This is a genomic window from Geodermatophilus sabuli (assembly GCF_900215145.1).
GTDB classification, from domain to species: Bacteria; Actinomycetota; Actinomycetes; order Mycobacteriales; family Geodermatophilaceae; genus Geodermatophilus; species Geodermatophilus sabuli.
The window spans coordinates 208047-229836 of sequence record NZ_OBDO01000005.1 but is presented as its reverse complement, the minus strand read 5'-3'; the positions used below and the strand labels follow the sequence as shown (position 1 = coordinate 229836).

The 21790-nt window shown below is 74.8% G+C and carries 22 protein-coding genes; 6 read left to right on the top strand and 16 right to left on the bottom strand.

Going from position 1 to position 21790, the window contains the following annotated elements; translation table 11 throughout:
• Positions 1-27: 27 nt before the first annotated feature.
• From ispF to CRP39_RS13410, 3 genes are read right to left on the bottom strand one after another with little or no spacing between them, the layout of a single operon-like run.
• A complete protein-coding gene (gene ispF / locus CRP39_RS13420) occupies positions 28-522 on the bottom strand; it encodes a 2-C-methyl-D-erythritol 2,4-cyclodiphosphate synthase (RefSeq protein WP_097206870.1) in 495 nt (164 codons plus the stop codon).
• The gene (ispD, locus tag CRP39_RS13415; protein WP_097206869.1) at positions 519-1181 is read right to left on the bottom strand and encodes a 2-C-methyl-D-erythritol 4-phosphate cytidylyltransferase; all 663 of its coding nucleotides are present in this window, start codon (positions 1179-1181) and stop codon (positions 519-521) included. The genes ispF and ispD overlap by 4 nt, the downstream gene beginning before the upstream one ends.
• 41 nt (positions 1182-1222) lie before the next feature.
• Entirely contained in the window at positions 1223-1705 is a 483-nt protein-coding gene (locus CRP39_RS13410; RefSeq protein ID WP_097206868.1) for a CarD family transcriptional regulator, read from the bottom strand.
• 131 nt (positions 1706-1836) lie between these two features.
• On the opposite strand from CRP39_RS13410, the gene CRP39_RS13405 reads away from it, so the two are divergent.
• Positions 1837-2685, top strand: a complete 849-nt coding sequence (locus CRP39_RS13405) for a UbiA family prenyltransferase (RefSeq protein ID WP_245853842.1) — start codon at positions 1837-1839, stop codon at positions 2683-2685.
• Between the two features lie 20 nt (positions 2686-2705).
• Here the strand turns inward: CRP39_RS13405 and CRP39_RS27215 are convergent, their stop codons facing one another.
• Complete coding sequence (locus CRP39_RS27215; RefSeq protein ID WP_097206866.1) at positions 2706-3734, bottom strand: ICP22 family protein; 1029 nt, start codon at positions 3732-3734, stop codon at positions 2706-2708.
• A gap of 10 nt (positions 3735-3744) precedes the next feature.
• Positions 3745-4338 (bottom strand): RNA polymerase sigma factor, encoded by a 594-nt coding sequence (locus CRP39_RS13395; protein WP_172442431.1) that lies wholly within the window; start codon positions 4336-4338, stop codon positions 3745-3747.
• 221 nt (positions 4339-4559) lie between these two features.
• Between CRP39_RS13395 and CRP39_RS13390 the strand changes: the two genes are divergently transcribed.
• From CRP39_RS13390 to disA, 3 genes are all read left to right on the top strand, one after another.
• Positions 4560-5291 carry a copper chaperone PCu(A)C domain-containing protein gene (locus CRP39_RS13390; RefSeq protein ID WP_097206864.1) on the top strand — a complete coding sequence of 244 codons (732 nt, stop codon included), beginning with the start codon at positions 4560-4562 and terminating at the stop codon, positions 5289-5291.
• A gap of 58 nt (positions 5292-5349) precedes the next feature.
• Positions 5350-6714: a DNA repair protein RadA gene (gene radA, locus CRP39_RS13385; protein ID WP_097206863.1), complete on the top strand. Its 1365-nt coding sequence runs from the start codon at positions 5350-5352 to the stop codon at positions 6712-6714.
• A 116-nt stretch (positions 6715-6830) separates the two neighbouring features.
• On the top strand, positions 6831-7916 hold the full coding sequence (gene disA / locus CRP39_RS13380) for a DNA integrity scanning diadenylate cyclase DisA (protein WP_097206862.1): 1086 nt from the start codon (positions 6831-6833) through the stop codon (positions 7914-7916).
• A gap of 95 nt (positions 7917-8011) precedes the next feature.
• On the opposite strand, the gene CRP39_RS13375 is transcribed toward disA, so the two are convergent.
• Positions 8012-8719, bottom strand: coding sequence for a MucR family transcriptional regulator (locus CRP39_RS13375; protein WP_097206861.1), 708 nt, complete (start codon positions 8717-8719; stop codon positions 8012-8014).
• A 77-nt stretch (positions 8720-8796) separates the two neighbouring features.
• Here CRP39_RS13375 and CRP39_RS13370 point away from each other — a divergent pair, with 77 nt between their 5' ends.
• Positions 8797-9696, top strand: a complete 900-nt coding sequence (locus CRP39_RS13370) for an HhH-GPD family protein (protein WP_097206860.1) — start codon at positions 8797-8799, stop codon at positions 9694-9696.
• 111 nt (positions 9697-9807) lie between these two features.
• Here CRP39_RS13370 and CRP39_RS13365 read toward each other — a convergent pair whose 3' ends face one another.
• The 10 genes from CRP39_RS13365 to CRP39_RS13320 form a co-directional block, all read right to left on the bottom strand.
• Positions 9808-12339, bottom strand: a complete 2532-nt coding sequence (locus CRP39_RS13365; RefSeq protein WP_097206859.1) for an ATP-dependent Clp protease ATP-binding subunit — start codon at positions 12337-12339, stop codon at positions 9808-9810.
• A gap of 236 nt (positions 12340-12575) precedes the next feature.
• Positions 12576-12893, bottom strand: coding sequence for a hypothetical protein (locus CRP39_RS13360; protein ID WP_097206858.1), 318 nt, complete (start codon positions 12891-12893; stop codon positions 12576-12578).
• Between the two features lie 199 nt (positions 12894-13092).
• Positions 13093-13443 carry a histone-like nucleoid-structuring protein Lsr2 gene (locus CRP39_RS13355; protein ID WP_097206857.1) on the bottom strand — a complete coding sequence of 117 codons (351 nt, stop codon included), beginning with the start codon at positions 13441-13443 and terminating at the stop codon, positions 13093-13095.
• A gap of 146 nt (positions 13444-13589) precedes the next feature.
• Positions 13590-15098: a lysine--tRNA ligase gene (gene lysS, locus CRP39_RS13350; protein WP_097206856.1), complete on the bottom strand. Its 1509-nt coding sequence runs from the start codon at positions 15096-15098 to the stop codon at positions 13590-13592.
• 11 nt (positions 15099-15109) lie between these two features.
• Positions 15110-15916 (bottom strand): type III pantothenate kinase, encoded by an 807-nt coding sequence (locus CRP39_RS13345; protein ID WP_097206855.1) that lies wholly within the window; start codon positions 15914-15916, stop codon positions 15110-15112.
• 3 nt (positions 15917-15919) lie between these two features.
• Positions 15920-16825, bottom strand: coding sequence for a carboxylating nicotinate-nucleotide diphosphorylase (nadC, locus tag CRP39_RS13340; protein ID WP_245853841.1), 906 nt, complete (start codon positions 16823-16825; stop codon positions 15920-15922).
• A 32-nt stretch (positions 16826-16857) separates the two neighbouring features.
• Positions 16858-18531, bottom strand: coding sequence for an L-aspartate oxidase (locus tag CRP39_RS13335; RefSeq protein WP_097206854.1), 1674 nt, complete (start codon positions 18529-18531; stop codon positions 16858-16860).
• Positions 18528-18941 (bottom strand): aspartate 1-decarboxylase, encoded by a 414-nt coding sequence (gene panD / locus CRP39_RS13330; protein ID WP_281253772.1) that lies wholly within the window; start codon positions 18939-18941, stop codon positions 18528-18530. Before panD ends, CRP39_RS13335 begins: the two co-directional genes overlap by 4 nt.
• Before the next feature lie 8 nt (positions 18942-18949).
• Positions 18950-19813, bottom strand: a complete 864-nt coding sequence (gene panC, locus CRP39_RS13325) for a pantoate--beta-alanine ligase (protein ID WP_245853840.1) — start codon at positions 19811-19813, stop codon at positions 18950-18952.
• A 14-nt stretch (positions 19814-19827) separates the two neighbouring features.
• Positions 19828-20778, bottom strand: a complete 951-nt coding sequence (locus CRP39_RS13320; RefSeq protein ID WP_097206852.1) for a Rossmann-like and DUF2520 domain-containing protein — start codon at positions 20776-20778, stop codon at positions 19828-19830.
• Between the two features lie 257 nt (positions 20779-21035).
• Between CRP39_RS13320 and CRP39_RS13315 the strand changes: the two genes are divergently transcribed.
• Complete coding sequence (locus CRP39_RS13315) at positions 21036-21788, top strand: SDR family oxidoreductase (protein WP_097206851.1); 753 nt, start codon at positions 21036-21038, stop codon at positions 21786-21788.
• The last annotated feature ends 2 nt before the right edge of the window (positions 21789-21790 follow it).

Here is a 21790-nt window from a genome sequence, read left to right as displayed (position 1 = left end):
TGCGCGGAGTCCACGGAGCCGCGGCGCTCAGCTCGGTCCGGCGTCCGCCCGGACGACGAGCGCGGTTGCCAGCGCCGCCCGCCCCTCCCCCCGGCCGGTGAGCCCCAGGCCGTCGGTGGTGGTGGCGGTGACGCTGACCGGGGCGCCCAGGGCCGTCGACAGCACCCCCTCCGCCTCGGCCCGGCGCGGACCGACCCTGGGGGTGTTCCCGATCAGCTGCACGGCGGCGTTGCCCACCCGCCAGCCGGCCGCTCTCAGGGTCGCGCGCACGTGCTCGAGCACCGCCGCGCCGCGCGCGTTGGCCCAGCGCGGGTCGTCGGTGCCGAGCAGCCCCCCGATGTCGCCCAACCCCGCGGCCGACAGCACCGCATCGGTCAGGGCGTGGGCGACGACGTCGCCGTCGGAGTGGCCGGCGCAGCCGTCGACACCCGGCCACTCCAGCCCGGCCAGCCAGCAGGACCGGCCGGCCTCGATCGGGTGGACGTCGACCCCGAGGCCGACCCGCGGCAGGGCGGTGCTCACCCGGCCACCTGGAGCTCCGCCAGCGCCAGATCGTGGGCGACGGTCACCTTCCCCGCCCGCTCGTCACCGGCCACCGTGGCGACCGGGGTGCCGGCGGCACGCACCACGGCGGCGTCGTCGGTGAACTCGGCGTCGTCGGGCAGCGCCGCGTAGGCGTCGGCGAGGACGGCCCGCGCGAAGCCCTGCGGCGTCTGCACCCGGCGGAGCGTCTCCCGGGGCACGGCGCCGGTGAGCACGCCGTCGCCGTCCACGGTGACGGTGGTGTCGACCACGGGGAGGACCGGCACCACCGCCGCGGCGCCGTGGGCGAGGGCATCGAGCACCCGCCGGACGACGTCGGGCGGCGTCAGCGGGCGCGCCGCGTCGTGCACGAGCACGGCGTCGGACCGGTCGGGGGCCGCCGCGAGGGCGGCCCGGACCGACGCGGTCCGGGTGGGGCCGCCGACGACCAGCCGCACGTCCGCCGGCAGCACGGCCGCGAAGGCCCCCCGTTCCGGGGCCGGTACGGCGACGACGACGTCGGCCACGCCCGCGTCGCGCAGGGTGTCCACGGCCCAGCAGACCAGCGCGCGCCCGCCGAGCGGGACCAGCGCCTTCGGCCGATCTGCCCCCAGACGCAGACCACTCCCGGCCGCTGCGACGATGCCGACGGCGTGCACGGGAGTGGTCTGGGACGTGCGGGGAGTGAGCCGAGCCGAGCTCAGCTGGCGAGGACCTCGTCGAGCAGGACCTCGGCCTTGTCCTCGTTGGTGCCCTCGGCGAGCGCGAGCTCGCTGACCAGGATCTGGCGCGCCTTGGAGAGCATGCGCTTCTCACCGGCGGAGAGGCCGCGGTCCTTGTCGCGGCGCCACAGGTCGCGGACGACCTCGGCGACCTTGTTGACGTCACCGGAGGCGAGCTTCTCGAGGTTGGCCTTGTAACGCCGCGACCAGTTGGTCGGCTCCTCGGTGTGCGGGGCACGCAGGACCTCGAAGACCCTGTTCAGCCCCTCCTGACCGACGACGTCACGGACGCCGACGATCTCTGCGTTGTCGGCCGGCACGCGCACGGTGAGGTCGCCCTGGGCGACCTTGAGCACGAGGTAGGCCTTCTCTTCACCCTTGATGACCCGCTTCTCGATCGCCTCGATGAGCGCGGCACCGTGGTGCGGGTAGACAACGGTCTCGCCGACAGTGAAGCCCATGTGTGTGTGACCCCTTTCGCTGTCAACAGGTTACCACGGCAAACTGACGAAGGGGACGGCCGAGATTCGTAAACCCGCAGGTCAGCGGCCTCGTGAACTACCCGGGAGGGGTTGACAGCAGCATGGTCGATGTGCCTGCGGATCCCGCCCGGCCCAGGGTCACCGGCCGCGCCCTGGTGCTCGCCACCCACCCCGGACCGGCCGCCGCCGTGACCGTCGTGGCGACCCTCCTCGCCGTCGCCGCCGGCGCGCCTCCGGGCCGGGTCCTGCTGGTGGGCGCGGCGGTCCTCGCAGGTCAGGCCTCCATCGGCTGGAGCAACGACTGGCTCGACGCCGACCGCGACCGCGCCGTGGCCCGCGCCGACAAGCCGGTCGTGCAGGGTGAGGTCGCCCCCTCGCTGCTGCGCTCGCTGGCCCTGGGCGCGGCCGCCACGGCCGTCGTCCTGTCGCTGTTCCTCGGCCTCGTGCCCGGCCTGCTGCTGCTGGTCCTGGTCGCCAGCGGCTGGGCCTACAACGCCGGCCTCAAGCGCACCACCGTCTCGGTCGTGCCCTACGTGACCGGGTTCGGTGCGCTGCCGGCAGGCGTCGTCGCCGCGGCGCCCGGAGGCCCGACGGCGCCGTGGTGGCTGGTCGCCGCCGGCGGCGCGCTCGGTGCGGCCGCGCACCTGGCCAACGTCGCGCCCGACATCGAGGACGACCTGGCGACCGGCGTGCGGGGGCTCCCCCACCGGCTGGGCGCCCGCGTCTCCGCCGTCCTCGGCGCGCTCCTGCTGGGCGGCGCCTCCCTGGTCCTCGTCCTGGCCCCCGAGGGTCCACCCACCACGGCCGCCTGGGTGGGGCTGGCGCTCGCGGTGCCCGCCGTCGCGGTCGCCGCCCTCGCGGGCAGCGCCCGGTTCCGCCGGCTGGCGTTCCCGGCGGTCATGCTGCTGACCGTCCTGGACGTCGTCCTCCTGCTTGCCGGTGGGGCCGCGGTCACCTGATCGCGGCCCCACCCGCCGCGTCACTTCCGGCCGTGCCCGTTCCCGTTCCCGTTGCCGCTGCCGTTGCCGTTGCCGTTGCCCGGGGCGGGCTGCTCGACGGGGACCGACTGCTGCGAGGTGACGGGCACCGCCTCCTCGACGGGAGCCGGAGCCGGAGCCGGAGCCGGAGCCGGAGCCGGAGCCGGGGCCGGAGCCGGGGCCGGAGCCGGAGCCGGAGCCGGGGCCGGGGCCGGGGCCGGGGCCGGAGCGGCGTCCCGGCCGGCCTTCTGCTCGGCCTTGCGCTGGTCGTGCGCCGCCTTGCGGGCCGCGTTGCGCTCGTGCGCCTGCTGGCTCACCGTCGCGCCGTGGTTGTCCGGGTGGGCCTTGCCGACCGTGCCCTCCGTGGGCTCGGTGGGCTCCGGCGCCTCGATGGCGGGGTCGGCCGGCTCGGTCACCGGCTCGTCCACCGGCTCCGTCCCGGGGTCGGCGGGGTCGGTCGTCCCGTCGCCGCCCTCCGTGCCGGAGCCGTCGTCGATGACCGGGTCGACGGTGACGCCGTCCTCGACGGGGGTCTCGTCGGCCGGGTCGGCCGTTCCCGGCGCGTCGGCGTCGCCGGTTCCCTGGGTGGCGTCACCGGAGTCGGGCAGGTCAGCGCCGGTCATCGTCTCGACGGCGCCGGAGACGGCGTCCTGCACCGGATCGGGCAGGACGCCGGCGGTGCCGGCGCCGGTGAGGGCGACGACGACGGCGCCGGTGCCGGCGGCCGCCTTGGCGAGGGCGCCGGCCGAGGCGATCTTTGCGACGAGGGTGGTGAGCAACATGCGTGGCCTCTTCCGTGAGGTCCGGGCGGGGTGCCCGGCCGTCCCGCGGGACGGTTCCTGGGTGGGGGTGAGCAGACCGGTCGCCAGCAGCTCGGCCAGGGCCGCGTTCGGCCGCCCCGGCGCGGTGGCGCCCGCCCGGACCGCGTCGGTGAACGCGGCCAGGCCGGAGGCGCCGTCGGCCACCGGGCGGCCGGCGAGGCAGGCCTCGAAGGCCTCCTCGGCGGCTCGGGCGTCGGCTGGGATGGTCATCTCGTCCTCGTCATCGCCGGAGGGCCGCGGAAGGGTGCGCGCCAGGGGTCACTCGTCCGGGTGGAGTGCACTCGAGGGCGACGCGCAGGCTGCGGAGTCCGCGGCGCTGCAGCGCCTTGACCGACCCCGCGGAGCGGCCGAGCACCTGCGCCACCTGGTCGACCGTGAGGTCCCCGAGGACCCGGAGGAGCAGCACGGCCCGCTGGTCGGCCGGGAGGGTGCCGCAGAGCCGGTGGACGTCCGTGGCGCCGATGCGGGCCATGGCGTCGTCCTCGGCGTCGCCTCCGCCGAGCTCGCCGAGCAGCGCGTCGTCGTCGGACAGCTGTGGACGGCGACCCCGGCGCCGCCAGTCGTCGACCAGCCGCCGGTGGGCGATGGTGAAGACCCACGCCCGCAGGGCGTCCTCGTCCCCGCGGAACCCCGCCAGTCCGGTCAGGACCCCGATGAAGGTCTCGCTGGCCAGGTCGTCGGGTTCGGCCGCGCCGTGCAGGCGCAGGTAGCCGGTCACCGCCGGCGCGAGGTCCCGGTAGAGCACCTCGAAGGCCCACGCGGCCCCGGCCTGGGCCGCGACCAGGACCTCGTCGAACGGCAGTCCCGTCCGCACACGACCTCCTGTCGCCGTCCACCGTCTCCTCCTGATCGGCAGCCGGGCGGGCGACCTGGACCGTCGTCACCCGAACAGGTGTCGGCGGGCGCGGCACCGGTCCTGGTGCCGCGCCACGGCACCGCTTCCCTCCGGGCGGGCCCCCCGGGGCGGGCGTTAGGCTCGGCGCGACTCGGGCCATCGACGTGCGGTGGCCGGCACGTCCCTGGAGGTCGACGGCTGTGAACCGCGCACTGCGCGCCGCCACGATGGGTGCCCTGCTCCTCAGCCCGATCGCGCTGACCGCGTGCGGCGCCGGTCAGGTGAGCCAGACCGCCACGCAGAACCGGGACAAGGTCGGCGCCGAGGCCGAGCTCGGCCCCATCACCCTGCGCGCGATCACCGTCGAGCACCCCGACGACGGTCGCTACGAGGCCGGTGACGACGCCGGGCTGTCGATGGCGATCGTCAACACCGGGAACGTGGACGACACCCTGGTCGGCATCGAGGGCGAGGGCTTCGACGGCGTGCTCGTCAGCGGCCAGGCCACCCCGTCACCCGCGGTGCCGAGCTCCCCCTCGGCGGCGCCGGGCACCGACGCCCCCGCCACGGCCACCCCCGCGACACCGACGGCCGGCTCGCAGGTCGACGCCCCCGCCACGGCCACCCCCGCGACACCGACGGCCGGCTCGCAGGTCGACATCCCCGTCGCGGCCGGCACCACCGTCTTCGTCGGCGGCAACAGCGACCTCACCGTCGAACTCGCCGACCTGACCGAGGAGCTGACGGCCGGCCAGAGCATCGAGCTGACCCTCACCTTCGAGGAGGCCGGCGAGATCACCGCCCGCGCGCTGGTGGCCAACCCCGGCCGGGTGCTGCCGCGCGAGGAGGGCTTCGACTTCCACACCGAGGAGGGGTCCGAGGAGCAGGACACCGAGGTCGCCGGCGGGGGCAACCCCGAGTCCGGCGGCTGAGTCCGACTCCCTCCCCGGGCTGCCGGGAACTGTCGCACCCGGCGGCTAGCGTCGCCGTGTGCCTGCAGGAGTGAAGTCCGCCCGGCCCGCCCACCGCTGCACCGAGTGCGGCTACGCCTCGGCCAAGTGGGTCGGCCGCTGCCCCGAGTGCCAGGCCTGGGGCTCCCTGCAGGAGGTCGGCGTCCCGGCCTCGCCGCTGCGCGCCGTGTCGGCCGGGCCGGTGACCGCGCCGGCCGTCCCGATCGCCCAGGTCGAGCCGGGCGGGGCGCGCGCCGTCCCGACCGGCATCGAGGAGTTCGACCGCGTCCTCGGCGGCGGGCTGGTGCCGGGCGCGGTGCTGCTCGTCGCCGGCGAGCCGGGAGTGGGCAAGTCCACGCTGCTGCTGGAGGTCGCCCACCGGGTGGCCGCCTCGAACGGGCCCGCACTGGTCGTCTCGGGCGAGGAGTCCGCGGCGCAGGTCCGGTTGCGCGCCGAGCGCATCGGCGCCCTGCACGACCGCCTCTACCTCGCCGCCGAGACGGAGCTGTCCGCGGTCCTCGCACACGTGGAGCAGGTCGCGCCGTCGCTGCTGGTCCTCGACAGCGTCCAGACGGTGCGCTCCCCCGCCGTCGACGGCACCGACGGCGGCGCCACCCAGGTCCGCGCGGTCGCCAGCGCGCTCACCGGCGTCGCCAAGAGCCGCGGGATGACGACGATCCTGGTCGGCCACGTCACCAAGGACGGTGCGATCGCCGGTCCCCGCGCCCTCGAGCACCTCGTCGACGTCGTCATCTCCTTCGACGGCGAACGGCACTCCACCCTGCGGCTGATCCGGGCCGCCAAGAACCGGTTCGGCCCGGCCGACGAGATCGGCTGCTTCGAGATCGGCGACGGCGGGGTGATCGGCGTCCCCGACCCGTCCCACCTGTTCGTCTCCCGGCGGGCCGCCCCGGTACCGGGCAGCTGCGTCACGGTCACCATGGAGGGCAGCCGCCCGCTGCTGGCCGAGGTGCAGGCCCTCGTCGCCGGCTCCGGGGGCGGCGGCTCACCGCGGCGCGCGGTCAGCGGCCTGGACAGCCAGCGGGTGGCGATGGTCAACGCCGTGGTGGAGCGCCGCGGGGGGGTGAGGCTCGCCGACGCCGACGTCTTCGCCGCCTCCGTCGGCGGTGTGCGCATCGCCGAGCCGGCCGCCGACCTCGCGCTGGCGCTGGCGATCGCCTCGGCCGCCAAGGACACCCCCCTGCCGCAGGGCCTGGTCGCCGTCGGGGAGGTTGGGCTCTCCGGCGAGATCCGACGGGTGGGCGGCACCTCACGCCGGCTGGCCGAGGCAGCGCGCCAGGGCTACCGGGTGGCGCTGGTGCCCGAGGACGCCGGCCCGGCCCCCCGCGGTATGCGGCTGGTGGAGGTCCCCGACCTGGGGGCCGCGTTCACCCGCTTCTTCTGACCGCACCCAGCCGGGGACGGCCGTCCCCGGAACCGGTGATGAAGGTCACCATCTTCGGCCGATACGGTCGTGCCACGTAGACTCAGCCGCCACTACACCGAACGTCAGGAGCGCTCGTGCCCGCCGCTGTGGATCCCGAGGTCGCGCTCCGGGAACTGCTCGGTCGCATCGCTCCCGGCACCGCACTGCGTGACGGCCTGGAGCGGATCCTGGCCGGGCGGACCGGTGCGCTCATCGTGCTCGGCTACGACCGCGTGGTGGAGTCGATCTGCACCGGCGGGTTCGCCCTCGACGTCGCCCTCTCCGCCACCCGGCTGCGGGAGCTGGCCAAGATGGACGGCGCGGTGATCGTCTCCTACGACGGCTCGCGGATCGTCCGCGCCGGGGTGCACCTGATGCCCGACCCCACCGTGCCCACCGAGGAGTCCGGCACCCGGCACCGCACCGCCGAGCGGGTCGCCATCCAGACCGGTTTCCCGGTGATCTCGGTCAGCCAGTCGATGCACATCATCAGCGTCTACGTGGCCGGCCGGCGCTACACCCTCGAGCACCCGACGACGATCCTGGCCCGCGCCAACCAGGCCCTGGCCGCGCTCGAGCGGTACAAGCTGCGGCTCGACGAGGTGGCCAGCACGCTGTCCGCCCTCGAGATCGAGGACCTCGTCACCGTCCGGGACGCGATGAGCGTCAGCCAGCGGCTGGAGATGGTCCGCCGGATCGCCGACGAGATCGAGGGCTTCGTCGTCGAGCTCGGCACCGACGGGCGGCTGCTGGCGCTGCAGCTGGACGAGATGCTCGCCGGCGTCGAGGAGGACCGCGGCCTCCTGGTGCGCGACTACCTGCCCGGCGACGCCCGGCGGCCGCGGACGATCGAGCAGGTGCTCACCGACCTGCGGGCTCTGTCGGCGACGGAGCTGCTCGACCTCTCCGCCGTCGCCCGGTGCTACGGCCTGCCCACGTCGGCGGAGGCACTCGACTCCCCCGTCAGCCCCCGTGGTTTTCGGCTGCTGGCCCGCGTGCCGCGGCTGCCCGCCGGCATCATCGATCGCCTCGTGGACCACTTCGGCGGCCTGCAGAAGCTGCTGGCGGCCACGATAGAGGACCTCCTGGCCGTCGAGGGCGTCGGCGAGGCTCGCGCCCGGGGCATCCGCGAGGGGCTGTCGCGTCTGGCCGAGACCTCGATCCTCGACCGCTACAGCTGAGAGCGGCCCCTCCCCCCGCCGCTCGCACGCCCGCGACGGGCCCCTGCAAGGGGCCACCGTCCTCGTCGCTGGCTCGCTGACGACCGGCGACGCGTTCAGACGACGGCGAACGGGGCGTCGCCGCTGGCCTTGGTGTCCAGCCGGCCGCGCAGCACGTACTGGCCCGCCCCCAGGACGGTGCGCTCGGCGGCGCAACCCGGCTCGCTGGTGCGGCCGCCCCACACCAGCGGGAACGCCACCGACTCCCCCGGCGCGAGCGTGCGGGTGTCGTCGCTCGCCTCCGGGAAGCAGTCGTTGCTCCCCCACAGCCGGGTGCCCGCCCCGTCGAACAGCACGATCTCCTGCAGTTCCTTGTCCAGCGTGCGTACGCACGGGACGGCGGACACGTTGGTGACCACCAGGTCGAAGGTGGGCTGCCCGCCTGCCGCTGCGCTACCGGGGCTGCGCACCTCCAGGGCGATCATGTCGTCGCCGCACGGCCCGCCCGGGGTGGGCGCCGCAGGCACGTCGGCCGGTGCGGGCTCGGCCTGCTCCGGCGCCGGGCTCTCCGGAGCGGGTGCGGGCGGCGTCGGCGTCCGCACGCTGGCCAGGGACGGCACCACCTGCTCGAGGGCCGGCGGGTCGGTGGGATCCGCCGCCGTCCCGGTCCGCGGCGCGGCGGCCGACGCGCTGCCCGAACCGCCGCTGACCGCCGCCGCGACCAGCCACCCGCCGCCGCCGAGCACGGCGACGACCAGCGCCAGGACCAGCAGGCGGCGCCGCCAGTAGACCGCCGAGGACAGGGGGCCGACCGGGTGCAACACGCCGAGAACGGTAGTGCGCCCGCGTGGACCGACCAGGGTCGGCACGCCGTCCCTGGCAGGCGGCACACTGGGTCCCCGTGGACAGCTCGCCCAGCCCCTCCCCGGTGTCGGGCGACGACGTCGGCGAGGTCCTCCTCGACTGGTCCGAGACCGCCGCCCGCGACCTGCCCTGGCGCGGTCCGGACGTCGACCCGTGGGCGGTCCTCGTCAGCGAGGTGATGCTCCAGCAGACGCCGGTGGCGCGGGTCGAGCCGGTCTGGCGGGAGTGGATGGCCCGCTGGCCGTCCCCCGCCGCCCTGGCCGCCGTCTCCCCGGCGGAGGTCATCCGTGCGTGGGGGAAGCTCGGTTACCCGCGGCGGGCGCTGCGGCTGCGGGAGACGGCCGTCGCCCTCGTCGAGCGGCACCAGGGGGCGGTCCCGGCCGATGTGGCGGCCCTGGAGGCGCTCCCGGGCATCGGCACGTACACCGCCCGTGCCGTCGCCTGCTTCGGGCACGGACAGCCCCAGCCGGTGGTCGACACCAACGTGCGCCGGGTGGTGGCCCGGCTGGTGCACGGCCGCGCCGAGGCCGGGACCGCCCGGACCTCCGACCTCGCCGACGTCGCGGCGCTCGCGCCCGCGGAACCGGAACGGGCGGTGCGCTTCTCGGTGGCAGTCATGGAGCTGGGGGCACTGGTCTGCGTCGCCCGCACGCCGCGGTGTGCGGCCTGCCCGGTCCGTGAGGTCTGCGCGTGGCGGCTGGCCGGCTGTCCGGCGCCGGACGGACCGGCGCGGAGGGTGCAGAAGTTCGCCGGGACGGATCGTCAGGTGCGCGGCCGCCTGCTCGACGTCCTGCGGGCCGCTGAGGGGCCGGTGCCGGCACCTCTGCTCGACGAGGCATGGGCCGATGCGGTGCAACGGTCCCGGTGCCTGGACTCGCTGCTGGTCGACGGTCTGGTCGAGCAGACGCCGGACGGCCGCTTCCGCCTCCCCGCCTGAGCCCAGGCCGCGCGGCCGCAGCCACGACCAGGGTCCCTGGTCATCGCCTGGACGACGAAGGGGCCGCCTCCCTGTCGGGGAGGCGGCCCCTTCGTGCGGCTCACCGGAGGATCACTCGGCCTTGGCGGCCGCGGGACCCTCCTCGTCGCCACCGGACAGCGCGACCGGCGGGGTGTCGGGGAGGTCGATCGGCTTGGTCTCGCCGCGGAAGGTGAACTTCGCGTCAGCGCCCTCGCCCTCGACGTCCACCACGATGATCTGACCGGCGGTCAGCTCCCCGTAGAGGATCTTCTCCGACAACGCGTCCTCGATCTCGCGCTGGATGGTCCGGCGCAGCGGCCGGGCACCCAGCACCGGGTCGAAGCCACGGTGCGCCAGCAGCTTCTTGGCCGCCGGGGTGATCTCGAGCGCCATGTCCTTGTTCGCCAGCTGGCTCTCCACGCGGGAGGCCATGAGGTCGACGATCTCGATGATCTCGTCCTCGGTCAGCTGGTGGAACACGACGATGTCGTCGATCCGGTTGAGGAACTCCGGCCGGAAGTGCTGCTTGAGCTCCTCGTTGACCTTCAGCTTCATGCGCTCGTAGTTGGACTGGGTGTCGTTGCCGACCTGGAAGCCCAGCCCCACGGCCTTGGAGATGTCCCGCGTACCGAGGTTGGTCGTGAGGATCAGGATCGTGTTCTTGAAGTCCACGATCCGGCCCTGACCATCGGTGAGCCGGCCGTCCTCCAGCACCTGCAGGAGCGTGTTGAACACGTCCGCGTGCGCCTTCTCGATCTCGTCGAAGAGGACCACCGAGAACGGCTTGCGCCGCACCTTCTCGGTCAGCTGGCCACCCTCGTCGTACCCGACGTAGCCGGGAGGGGCACCGACGAGACGCGAGACGGTGAAGCGGTCGTGGAACTCACCCATGTCGATCTGGATGAGCGCGTCGTCCTCACCGAACAGGAACTGCGCCAGCGCCTTCGCCAGCTCCGTCTTACCGACACCCGACGGGCCGGCGAAGATGAAGGAACCACCGGGACGGCGGGGGTCCTTGAGGCCCGCCCGCGTGCGCCGGATGGCCTGGCTGACGCTCTTGATGGCCTCTTCCTGGCCGATGATCCGCTTGTGGAGCTCCTCCTCCATGCGCAGGAGTCGGGTGGTCTCCTCCTCCGTCAGCTTGAAGACGGGGATCCCGGTCCAGTTGGCGAGGACCTCGGCGATCTGCTCGTCGTCGACCTCGGCGACGACGTCCATGTCACCGGCCTTCCACTGCTTCTCGCGCTCGGACTTCTCGGCCAGGAGGGTCTTCTCCTTGTCGCGCAGCGACGCGGCCTTCTCGAAGTCCTGGGCGTCGATCGCCGACTCCTTCTCGCGGCGGATGGCCGCGATCCGGTCGTCGAACTCGCGCAGGTCCGGCGGGGCGGTCATCCGCTTGATCCGCATCCGGGCACCGGCCTCGTCGATCAGGTCGATCGCCTTGTCCGGCAGGAAGCGGTCGGAGATGTACCGGTCGGCCAGCGTCGCGGCAGCGACCAGGGCGCCGTCGGTGATGCTGATCCGGTGGTGCGCCTCGTAGCGGTCGCGCAGGCCCTTGAGGATCTCGATCGTGTGGGTGAGCGTGGGCTCGCCCACCTGGATCGGCTGGAAGCGGCGCTCGAGCGCGGCGTCCTTCTCCAGGTGCTTGCGGTACTCGTCCAGCGTGGTGGCGCCGATGGTCTGCAGCTCACCGCGGGCCAGCATCGGCTTGAGGATGCTGGCGGCGTCGATCGCGCCCTCCGCGGCACCGGCCCCGACGAGGGTGTGGATCTCGTCGATGAACAGGATGATGTCGCCGCGGGTGCGGATCTCCTTGAGGACCTTCTTCAGCCGCTCCTCGAAGTCACCGCGGTAGCGGGAACCGGCGACGAGCGCGCCGAGGTCCAGCGTGTAGAGCTGCTTGTCCTTCAGCGTCTCGGGCACCTCGCCCTTGACGATGGCCTGGGCCAGACCCTCGACGACGGCGGTCTTGCCGACGCCGGGCTCACCGATGAGGACGGGGTTGTTCTTGGTCCGGCGCGAGAGGACCTGCATGACCCGCTCGATCTCCTTGGCCCGCCCGATGACCGGGTCGAGCTTGGAGTCGCGCGCGGCCTGGGTCAGGTTGCGGCCGAACTGGTCGAGCACCAGCGAGGTCGACGGGGTGCCCTCGGCCGGGCCACCGGCCGCGGCCGGCTCCTTGCCCTGGTAGCCGGAGAGCAGCTGGATGACCTGCTGGCGGACGCGGTTGAGGTCGGCGCCCAGCTTCACGAGGACCTGGGCGGCGACGCCCTCGCCCTCGCGGATCAGGCCGAGCAGGATGTGCTCGGTGCCGATGTAGTTGTGGCCGAGCTGCAGCGCCTCGCGCAGGGACAGCTCGAGCACCTTCTTGGCCCGCGGGGTGAAGGGGATGTGCCCGGACGGGGCCTGCTGACCCTGCCCGATGATCTCCTCCACCTGCTGGCGGACACCCTCCAGCGAGATGCCCAGGGACTCGAGAGCCTTGGCAGCGACGCCCTCACCCTCGTGGATCAGGCCCAGGAGGATGTGCTCGGTGCCGATGTAGTTGTGGTTGAGCATCCGGGCCTCTTCCTGGGCCAGGACGACCACGCGGCGGGCTCGGTCGGTGAACCGTTCGAACATCTGCTGCTTCTCCTCTGACCGGCTGGTCCGGCACTGCCCTCCCCGTGATGGAGAGGAGCACCCGACGTCCGTCGGCGCGCGGGGGCACCGGTCTTTCCACTGTAGTCGCGGACCCCGCTCCTCCGTCGGCACGCGGCCGGGGCGGTGGAGAGGGACTGCACGGTCCAACCGATGGTGCCCGGGCGGTGTTCCGGTCCCGTTACGCCCTGAGCGGACGCCCACGGAGACGCGCGGGTTCACTCGACGGCGAGCCGGACGCCGTCCGCCGAGAGCCGGCCGTCGAGGTCGGCGAGCACACCCCGCGCATCGTCGTCGATCGTCGCCTGTGGGCCGATCCGGACGGTGATCCGCCGGTGCCCCAGCCGCTGCAGGGCGACGACGCTGCCGACCAGGAGGTCGGCGGCGAGCGCGTCCAGGTGGCCGCGGGTGCGGATGACACCCGTGCGCTGGTCCACGGTCGCGGTGAAGGAGGGTGCCTGCGGGAGGGCGCCCGCCCAGGGGAGTGCCGGCTCCCGGTCGCCCATGGGCGTCGCCGGCGCCGAACCGTGGTCCACATCCGAATCGTGACAGTTCCGTTTGCCTCGCCCCAGGGACCTTCGGCCCTGCTCACGCGGGGACCGGCTCGCACCCGGCGACACGACGACGGCCCGGCTCCCCGAGGCGGGGAACCGGGCCTGGTGACGTGCTGGAGCGGCCCCCGTGCAGGGCCCCGGCACGAGCCTGCGAGTGCCGGGGCCCTGCACGGGGCCTCCTTCAGTGCGCGGCCTCGTAGGCCTCGACGACGCTGGCCGGGATGCGGCCGCGGTCGCTCACCGCGTGGCCGTTCTTGCGGGCCCAGTCGCGGATCGCACCGGCCTGCTCCCGGTCCATCCGACCGCCGCCCGTCGCCCGGGAGCGCCCGCCACCGGAGGCGCGCCCGCTCCCGCGGCCCACCTTCCGGGCGGCCTGCACGTAGCGCGAGAACGCCTCGCGCATCTCCTCGGCGTTCTTCTCCGACAGGTCGATCTCGTAGCTGGTGCCGTCGAGGGAGAAGCTCACGGTCTCGTCGGCCGGAACATTCTCGTCGAGGTCGTCACTGAGGATCACCTGGACCTTGCGAGCCATTCCTGTTCCACACTCCCTGTGCGCCCGGATTCCCGGGGCGGTTTGTCGCCCCAGAGGGCGGCGCGGATCCGACGCCCAGGACCATAGTGCATTCGACGCGAATTGCGGTACACCGCACACAATGGGGTGAAACGGGTCACGCGGGTTCAGCTGTGAATCGGCCGCACGAGGGGGAACAGGATGGTCTCGCGGATTCCCAGACCGGTGAGCGTCATCATCAGCCGGTCCATGCCCATGCCCATGCCGCCCGTGGGGGGCATGCCGTACTCGAGCGCCTCGAGGAAGTCCTCGTCGAGAGCCATCGCCTCGGGGTCGCCGGCCGCCGCCAGTGCCGCCTGCGCGGTGAAGCGTTCCCGCTGCGCGACAGGGTCCACCAACTCGGAGTAGGCCGTGGCGCGTTCCACCCCGGCGATGTACAGGTCCCACTTCTCGGCCAGGCCGGGCGCCGTCCGGTGCGCCCGGGTCAGCGGTGAGGTGTCGAGGGGGTAGTCGATGACGAACGTCGGCGACTGCAGGGTGTCCTGCACCAGCGCCTCGAAGAGCTCCTCGACGACCTTGCCGGGCACCCACGCCGGGTCCACGCCGACGTCGTGCCGCTCGGCGATCGCCCGCAGGTGCCCGACCGGCGTGTCGGGGGTGATCTCCTCCCCGACGGCGTCGGACACCGCGGTGTAGAGCGGGATCTGCGGCCACTCCCCGGACAGGTCGATCTCCGTGCCGTCGTTGTGCCGCGCCACGTGGTCCCCGAACAACGCGGCGCAGCATTCCTGGGTGAGTTCCCGCGTGAGCGTCGCCATCACCTGGTAGTCGGCGTAGGCCTGATATGCCTCGAGCATCGCGAACTCCGGCGAGTGGGTGCTGTCGGCACCCTCGTTGCGGAAGTTGCGGTTGATCTCGAACACCCGGTCCAGGCCGCCGACGATGCAGCGTTTGAGGAACAACTCGGGTGCGATGCGCAGGTACAGGTCGAGGTCGAAGGCGTTCATGTGCGTCCGGAACGGCCGCGCGGCCGCACCGCCGTGCACCGTCTGCAGCATCGGCGTCTCGACCTCGAGGTAGCCGCGGGAGGTGAGCCCGGTGCGCAGCGTGGACATCACCGTGGCCCGCTGGCGCACCGTCCGGCGGGCCTCGTCGCGCACGATGAGGTCGACGTAGCGGCGGCGGACCCGCAGCTCCTCGCTCATCGGCTTGTGCGCCACGGGCAGCGGGCGCAGCGCCTTGGCGGTCAGCTGCCAGGAGTCGGCGAACACCGACAGCTCGCCGCGCCGCGACGTCCCGACCTCGCCGGTGACCAGCACGTGGTCGCCGAGGTCGAGGTCGGACTTCCAGGCGGCGAGGGACTCCTCACCCACCCGGTCGCGGGAGAGCATGACCTGCAGCTCGGCGTCCCCCTCGCGCAGCGTCGCGAAGCAGAGCTTGCCGGTGTTGCGGGAGAAGATGACCCGGCCGGTGATGCCGACCGTCTCCCCGGTCATCGTGTCCGGTGGGAGGTCCGGGTGGGCGGCACGGACGTCGGCCAGCGTGGTCGTCCGGGCGACGGCCACCGGGTAGGGGTCCACGCCGCCGTCCCGCAGCCGGTCGAGCTTGGCCCGGCGGACCCGGAGCTGCTCGGGGAGTTCGTCGACGTCGTCGGCCACGGGGGGTGCCTCACTCACGGGGAGCGAGCCTACGGGGACGCCGGACGCCGTCCGGCCCCCTGCTGCCGTTCGAAGGCCAGCCGCAACCCCTGGACGGTCAGGTCGGGCTCCCGCTCGCCGATCGTGCGGCAGCTGCCGGCCACCAGCGGGGCCAGCCCACCGGTGGCGACGACGACCGGAGCAGCCCCGAACTGCGCGACGAGCTCGGCGGCGATGCGGGACACCAGCCCGTCGACCAGGCCGGCGAAGCCCAGCACCAGCCCGGACTGCAGCGCCGCCACGGTGTTCTTGCCGATGGCGTGCGCCGGCACGGTGAGCTCGACCGAGCGCAGCTGGGCGGCCCGGGTGGCCAGTGCCTCGAGGCTGACCTCCACGCCCGGCGCCAGCGCCCCGCCGAGGAACTGCCCGTCGGGACCGACGGCGTCGACGTTGGTGGAGGTGCCGAAGTCCACGACCACGACCGGCCGGGAGCCACCCCCCGGGTCGCGACCGAACAGCTCGTGCGCGGCCAGGGCGGTGACCACCCGGTCGGCCCCGACCTCGCGGGGGTTGTCCACGTGCAGCGGGACCCCGGTCCGGACGCCGGGGCCGATGAGGACGACCGGCACGTCGAGGGAGTCCAGCAGCTGGCGCAGCGCCGGCAGGAGTGCCGGGACCGTGGAGCAGGCGCAGACGCCGGTGACGACGGCGTCGCGCAGCAGGCCCCGCCAGAGCATCCCCAGCTCGTCGGCGGTGGCCCGCGGCGCGGTGGTCACCCGCCAGCAGCCCACCCGCCGGGCGCCGTCGAAGGTGGCGAGGACGGTCTGGCTGTTGCCGACGTCGACGGTGAGCAGCACGGCTCAGGCCCGCAGGTCCAGGGCGAGGTCGAGGATCGGCGCGGAGTGCGTCAGCCCCCCCACCGACAGGTAGTCGACGCCGGTCCCGGCCACCTCGCGCGCCACCTCCAGCGTCAGCCCGCCGGTGGCCTCCAGCTCCGCCCGCCCAGCCACCAGGGCCACGACCTCGCGCAGCGCCGCGGGCGGCATGTTGTCGCACAGGAGGAAGTCCGCGCCGGCCTCGACCGCCTCCACCGCCTGCGCCGGGACGTCGACCTCCACCTGCACGGTGACCCCCGGCGCCCGTTCGCGGACGGCGGCGACGGCGGCGGCCACCGACCCGGCGGCGGCGACGTGGTTGTCCTTCACCATTGCGACGTCGTAGAGGCCCATGCGCTTGTTCGACCCGCCGCCGCAGCGGACGGCGTACTTCTCCAGGGGGCGCAGCCCGGGCGTGGTCTTGCGGGTGTCGAGGACGACCGCACCGGTGCCCTCGACCTCGTCCACCCAGCGACGGGTGAGCGTCGCGATGCCGCTGGCGCGGCTGGCGATGTTCAGCGCGCTGCGCTCCGCGGCCAGGAGGGCGCGCACCGGGCCGCGGACGGTCAGGAGCACGTCCCCGCGCCGGACCCGGTCGCCGTCGGTGGCGCCCGCGGTGAGCGTGGCGCCCGGGGCCAGCCGGGTGAACACCCGCGCGGCCACCGGGAGGCCCGCGACCACGCCGTCGGCGCGGGCGACCAGGTCGGCGGTGCCGAACCGGGCGGCCGGCACGGTGGCGGCGCTGGTGACGTCGTGGGCGACGGCGAGGTCGGGCGCCCCGGGCAGGGGCGCCCCACCGGTGAGGTCCTCGGCCAGCGTGCGCTCGACCAGCTCGACGACCCACGCCTCGGACAGGCCCGTGCCGGTGAGGTCCCGGGGGTCGGCGGGCACGGCAGGCGGGGTCCCCACACCCCCGGGCGAGCTCACCACGGCTGCACCACGGGGGCGCCCACGGAGCGCCGGGTCACCGTCAGGTGCCCCCTCGGGTCGAGCCGGATGTCCAGGTGCACGCGCCACGCCTCCTCGGTGTCGGGGTGGTCCTCGCGCCAGTGGCAGCCGCGGGTCTCCTCGCGGGCGGACGCCGCGGCGGTCACCGCGCTGGCGACGGTGAGCAGGTCGGTCGCCTCCCAGCTGTCCACGTTGGGTCTCACCCCACCCAGGCCGGCGGCGAGCGCGGCCAGCCGCTCGGTCGCCCCGGCCAGGCCGGCGCCGCTGCGCAGCGCGCCGACGCGGGCGGACATCGTGTCGCTGACCTGCCGGCGACCGGCCGGGTCCAGCAGCCCGGACGGCACCGCCTCGGGGTTCCGCGCCTCGGTCCACCCCGGCAGCCGGGTGGCGAGCTCCGCGCCGATCCGGGCCGCGAACACCAGCCCCTCCAGCAGCGAGTTCGACGCCAGCCGGTTCGCCCCGTGGACGCCGGTGCAGGCGACCTCGCCGCAGGCGTACAGCCCGGGCACCGTCGTCCGCCCGGTCAGGTCGGTGACCAACCCCCCGGAGGCGTAGTGCGCGGCCGGGGTGACCGGGATGAGGTCGGTGGCCGGGTCGATCCCCGCCGCCGAGCAGCTGGCGGTGATCGTGGGGAACCGGCGGGCGACGTCGGGCACGGAGCGGGCGTCGAGCCAGACGTGCGGGACGCCGTCGCGCGCCTGGACGCCGGTGATGGCCTTGGCGACGACGTCGCGCGGGGCGAGCTCGGCCAGCGGGTGGACGCCGACCATGAACCGCTCCCCCGCGCCGTCGCGGAGCACCGCCCCCTCGCCGCGCAGGGCCTCGCTGACCAGCGGCTGCTGACCGCGCGCGCCGGGGCCCAGGTACAGCGACGTCGGGTGGAACTGGACGAACTCCAGGTCGGTGGCGACCGCGCCGGCGCGCAGGCCGAGCGCCACGCCGTCGCCGGTGGAGACCGACGGGTTGGTGGTGGCGGCGTAGACCTGCCCCATGCCGCCGGTGGCCAGCACGACGGCGCGGGCACGGACCGCGCCGACGCCGTCCGTCGAGCCCTCGCCGAGCACGTGCAGGGTCACCCCGGCCGCGCGGCCGCCGGCGTCGGTCAGCAGGTCGAGCACCATCGCGTGCTCCACCAGCGTGACCCCGGGGTCGGCCCGGACGGCGTCCTGCAGCGCGCGCTGGACCTCCGAGCCCGTGGCGTCGCCGCCGGCGTGCACGATCCGGTTCGCGGAGTGCCCGCCCTCGCGCGTGAGCAGCAGCCGCCCGGAGGCGTCCCGGTCGAAGGCCGCGCCCCAGTCCATCAGCTGGCGCAGCCGGTCGGGCCCCTCGTGCACGAGGGCGTCGACCGCGGCCGGCTCGCACAGCCCGACGCCGGCGACCTCGGTGTCCCGGGCATGCGCCTCGGGGCTGTCGGCGGGGTCGAGCACGGCGGCGATCCCGCCCTGCGCCCAGCGGGTGGACCCGGCGTCCACCCGCACCTTGGTGACGACGGCGACCGACAGCCCGGCGGCTCGCGCGTGCAGCGCGACGCACAGCCCGGCGATCCCCGAGCCCACGACACAGACGTCGGCGGCGAGTTCCCAGCCCGGCGCCGGCGCCGCCAGGCGAACCGGCAGCCCGGTGATCGAGTCGGCCGCCAGGGACGTCACCGAACCGGGACGCCGAGGTCGCTGCGCCTCTGCTCGGCCGCGCCGGGCACCGGCGCCGACGGATCGCCGCCGAGCTCGACGATGCGGTTGGCGCCGTCGACGTGCACGACCCTCGGGATGTGGCTCTTGGCCTCGGTCTCGTCCATCATCCCGTAGCTGATCATGATGACCAGGTCGCCGGGGTGGACCAGGTGCGCGGCCGCGCCGTTGATTCCGATCACACCGCTGCCCCGCTCACCGGGGATGACGTAGGTCTCCAGCCGCGCGCCGTTGGTGATGTCGACGATCGCGACCTGCTCACCCGGCAGCAGGTCGGCGGCGTCGAGCAGGTCCTCGTCGATCGTCACCGAGCCCACGTAGTGCAGATCGGCCTGGGTGACCGTCGCGCGGTGGATCTTGGACTTGAGCATCGTGCGCATCATGACGGGTCCCCCAGTCGGACAGCGGTGTTGTCGAGGAGTCGGGTGGTGCCGGCGCGGGCGGCGACCAGCAGGCGGGCCGGACCGGCGGCGGGCGCCGGGCCGAGGTCGGGATCGGTGAGCTCGAGGTAGTCCGGGACGAGCTCCGGGGCGGTGGCCAGCACCGCGCGGGCGGCGCCGAGGACGGCGTCGGCACCCTCCGGACCGGCCGCGGCACCGGCGCGCAGCGCCCGGGACAACGCGGCGGCGGTGGCCCGCTGTTCCGGGCTCAGGTAGCGGTTCCGGGAGGACAGCGCCATGCCGTCGTCCTCCCGGACGGTCGGGACGCCGACGACCTCCAGACCCAGCGCCAGCTCCCGCGCCATGGCCCGGATGAGGGTCAGCTGCTGGTAGTCCTTCTCGCCGAAGAACGCCAGGTCGGGCCGGGTGAGCCCGAACAGCTTGGCGACGACGGTCAGGACGCCGGCGAAGTGGCCGGGCCGGACCGCACCCTCCAGCACCCCACCGAGCGGCCCCGGGTCGACCGTCACCCCCAGGGCACCGGTCGGGTAGACCTCCTCGACCGGCGGGTGGAAGACGACGTCGGCGCCCTCCTCGGCCAGCGCGGCGAGGTCGGCGTCCCAGGTGCGGGGATAGCGGTCGAAGTCCTCGCCGGGGCCGAACTGGGTCGGGTTGACGAAGACGGAGACGACGACGCTGCCGGCGCGCTCGCGGGCGGCGCGCACCAGCGTCCGGTGGCCCTCGTGCAGCGCCCCCATGGTCGGGACGAGCGCGACGGGCCCGGGCAGCCGCGCCCGGACCCGGGCCAGCTCGGCCGTGGTCTCCGCGACGTACGGGGTGGTCACGACGTGCGGGGTGGTCACGACGTGCGGGGTGGTCACCGGGAGCCCGCCGGGTCGCCGTCGCGGGCGTCGGCCAGGAGGTCCAGCAGCGGCGCCCCCTCGTGCCGCTTGAGCCGCCCCGCGGCCAGGGCCCGCTCGGTGGTGCGCTGGGCCATGGCGACGTAGGCCGCCACCGAGCCCGGCGCCCGCTCGGTGAGGGTCTCCAGGTGGTCGCGGACGGTGCCGACGTCGCCACGGCTGACCGGTCCGGTCAGCCCGCGGTCGCCGCGGCGCAGCCCGTTGTCCAGGGCAGCGGTGAGCAGCGGGGTGAGCACGCGGGCGGGCTCGACGACCCCGGCGGTGCGCAGCAGGTCGGCGGCCTCGGCGACGAGGGTGACCAGGTGGTTGGCGCCGGTGACCAGCGCGGCGTGGTAGAGCCGCCGGTCGTCCTCGGCGACGAAGAACGGCTCGCCCCCCATCTCGAGGGCCAGCGTCTCGGCCACCGGGCGGTGCTCCGGGGCACTGGTGACGCCGAAGGGGGCACCGACCAGCCGGTCGGCGTCCTCGTCGGCGCCGCTGAAGGTCATCGCGGGGTGCAGGGCCAGCGGCAGGACGCCGGCCCGGGCCGCCGGGGTGAGCACCGCCAGCCCGTGCGCCCCGGAGGTGTGGAAGGCCAGCTGGCCGGCCCGCCAGACGCCGGTCTCGGCCAGGCCGGCGACGAGCCCGGCGAGGGTGTCGTCCGGGACGGCCAGGACCACGAGGTCGGCGGCGGTGACCACCTCGTCGGTGGGCAGCAGCGGCACGCCGGGCAGCAGCCGGGCGGCGCGCTCGGCGGAGGCGGCGGAGAGGCCGGCGGCGGCGACCACGTCGTGGCCGGCGGCGGTGAGCGCGGCGCCCAGGACGGCGCCGACACGTCCGGCGCCGACGACGCCGACACGGAGACGGGCGGGGGCGGCGTCGGCCGGGACGAGGCCGGCAGCGCGGGGGCTCCTGCGGGCAGCAGGCATCGGTGCACCTCTCGTTCCAGTCCCTCGCGGGTACCGGACTGGCAGGTCGCGGCCCCCTCCCTTGGAGGCCATGGGGTCGTGCGGTGGTGCGGGCCGGCGCCGTCCCCGCTGCGACCGGGTGTGTCACGCGGGTGGACGCCGAAGGCGAGTGTGGGACCGGTGCGCGGCCGGTGCAACGCCTGGGCCCTGTGCGGTGGGTCACTCGGGGAGCGCCCTACGGTGTGCGCCGGCACCTCGTCGACGACAGGAGGAGACGCGTGGGCACCCTCGAGGGACGGACCGCACTGGTGACCGGGGCCAGCCGGGGCATCGGGCTGGCGATCGCGCAGAGCCTGGTCGAGCGGGGTGCGCGCGTCGTGGTCACCGCGCGCAAGCCCGAGGCGCTGGAGGAGGCGGTGCGCGAGCTCGGCGGCGCCGACGTGGCCGTCGCGGTCGCCGGCAACGCCGCGGACGCCGAGCACCGCGCCGCGGCGGTGCGCACCGCGATCGACACCTTCGGCAGCCTGGACATGCTGGTCGGCAACGTCGGGATCAACCCGCTGTACGGCCCGCTGGTCGACCTCCCGCTGGACGGGTTCCGCAAGATCCTCGACACCAACGTCGTCTCCACCCTCGGCCTGGTGCAGGAGGCATGGCGGGCGTGGATGGCCGAGCACGGCGGCTCGGTGCTCGTGGTGGCGTCCGTGGCCGGGCTCAAGGCCTCACCGATGATCGGCGCCTACGGGGTGAGCAAGGCCGCGCTGGTCAACCTGGTCACCCAGCTGGCCGTGGAGCTCGGCCCGAAGGTGCGGGTCAACGCCGTCGCACCGGCGGTGGTCAGGACCCGCTTCGCCACCGCCCTCTACGAGGGTCGCGAGGCCGAGGCGGCCGCCCAGTACCCGGTGGGCCGCCTCGGCGAGCCGGCCGACGTCGGGGAGGCCGCGGCCTACCTGCTCGGCGACGGCGCGGGCTGGGTCACCGGCCAGACCCTGGTGCTCGACGGCGGCGCGCTGTCCCGCGGCCCGGCCTGAAG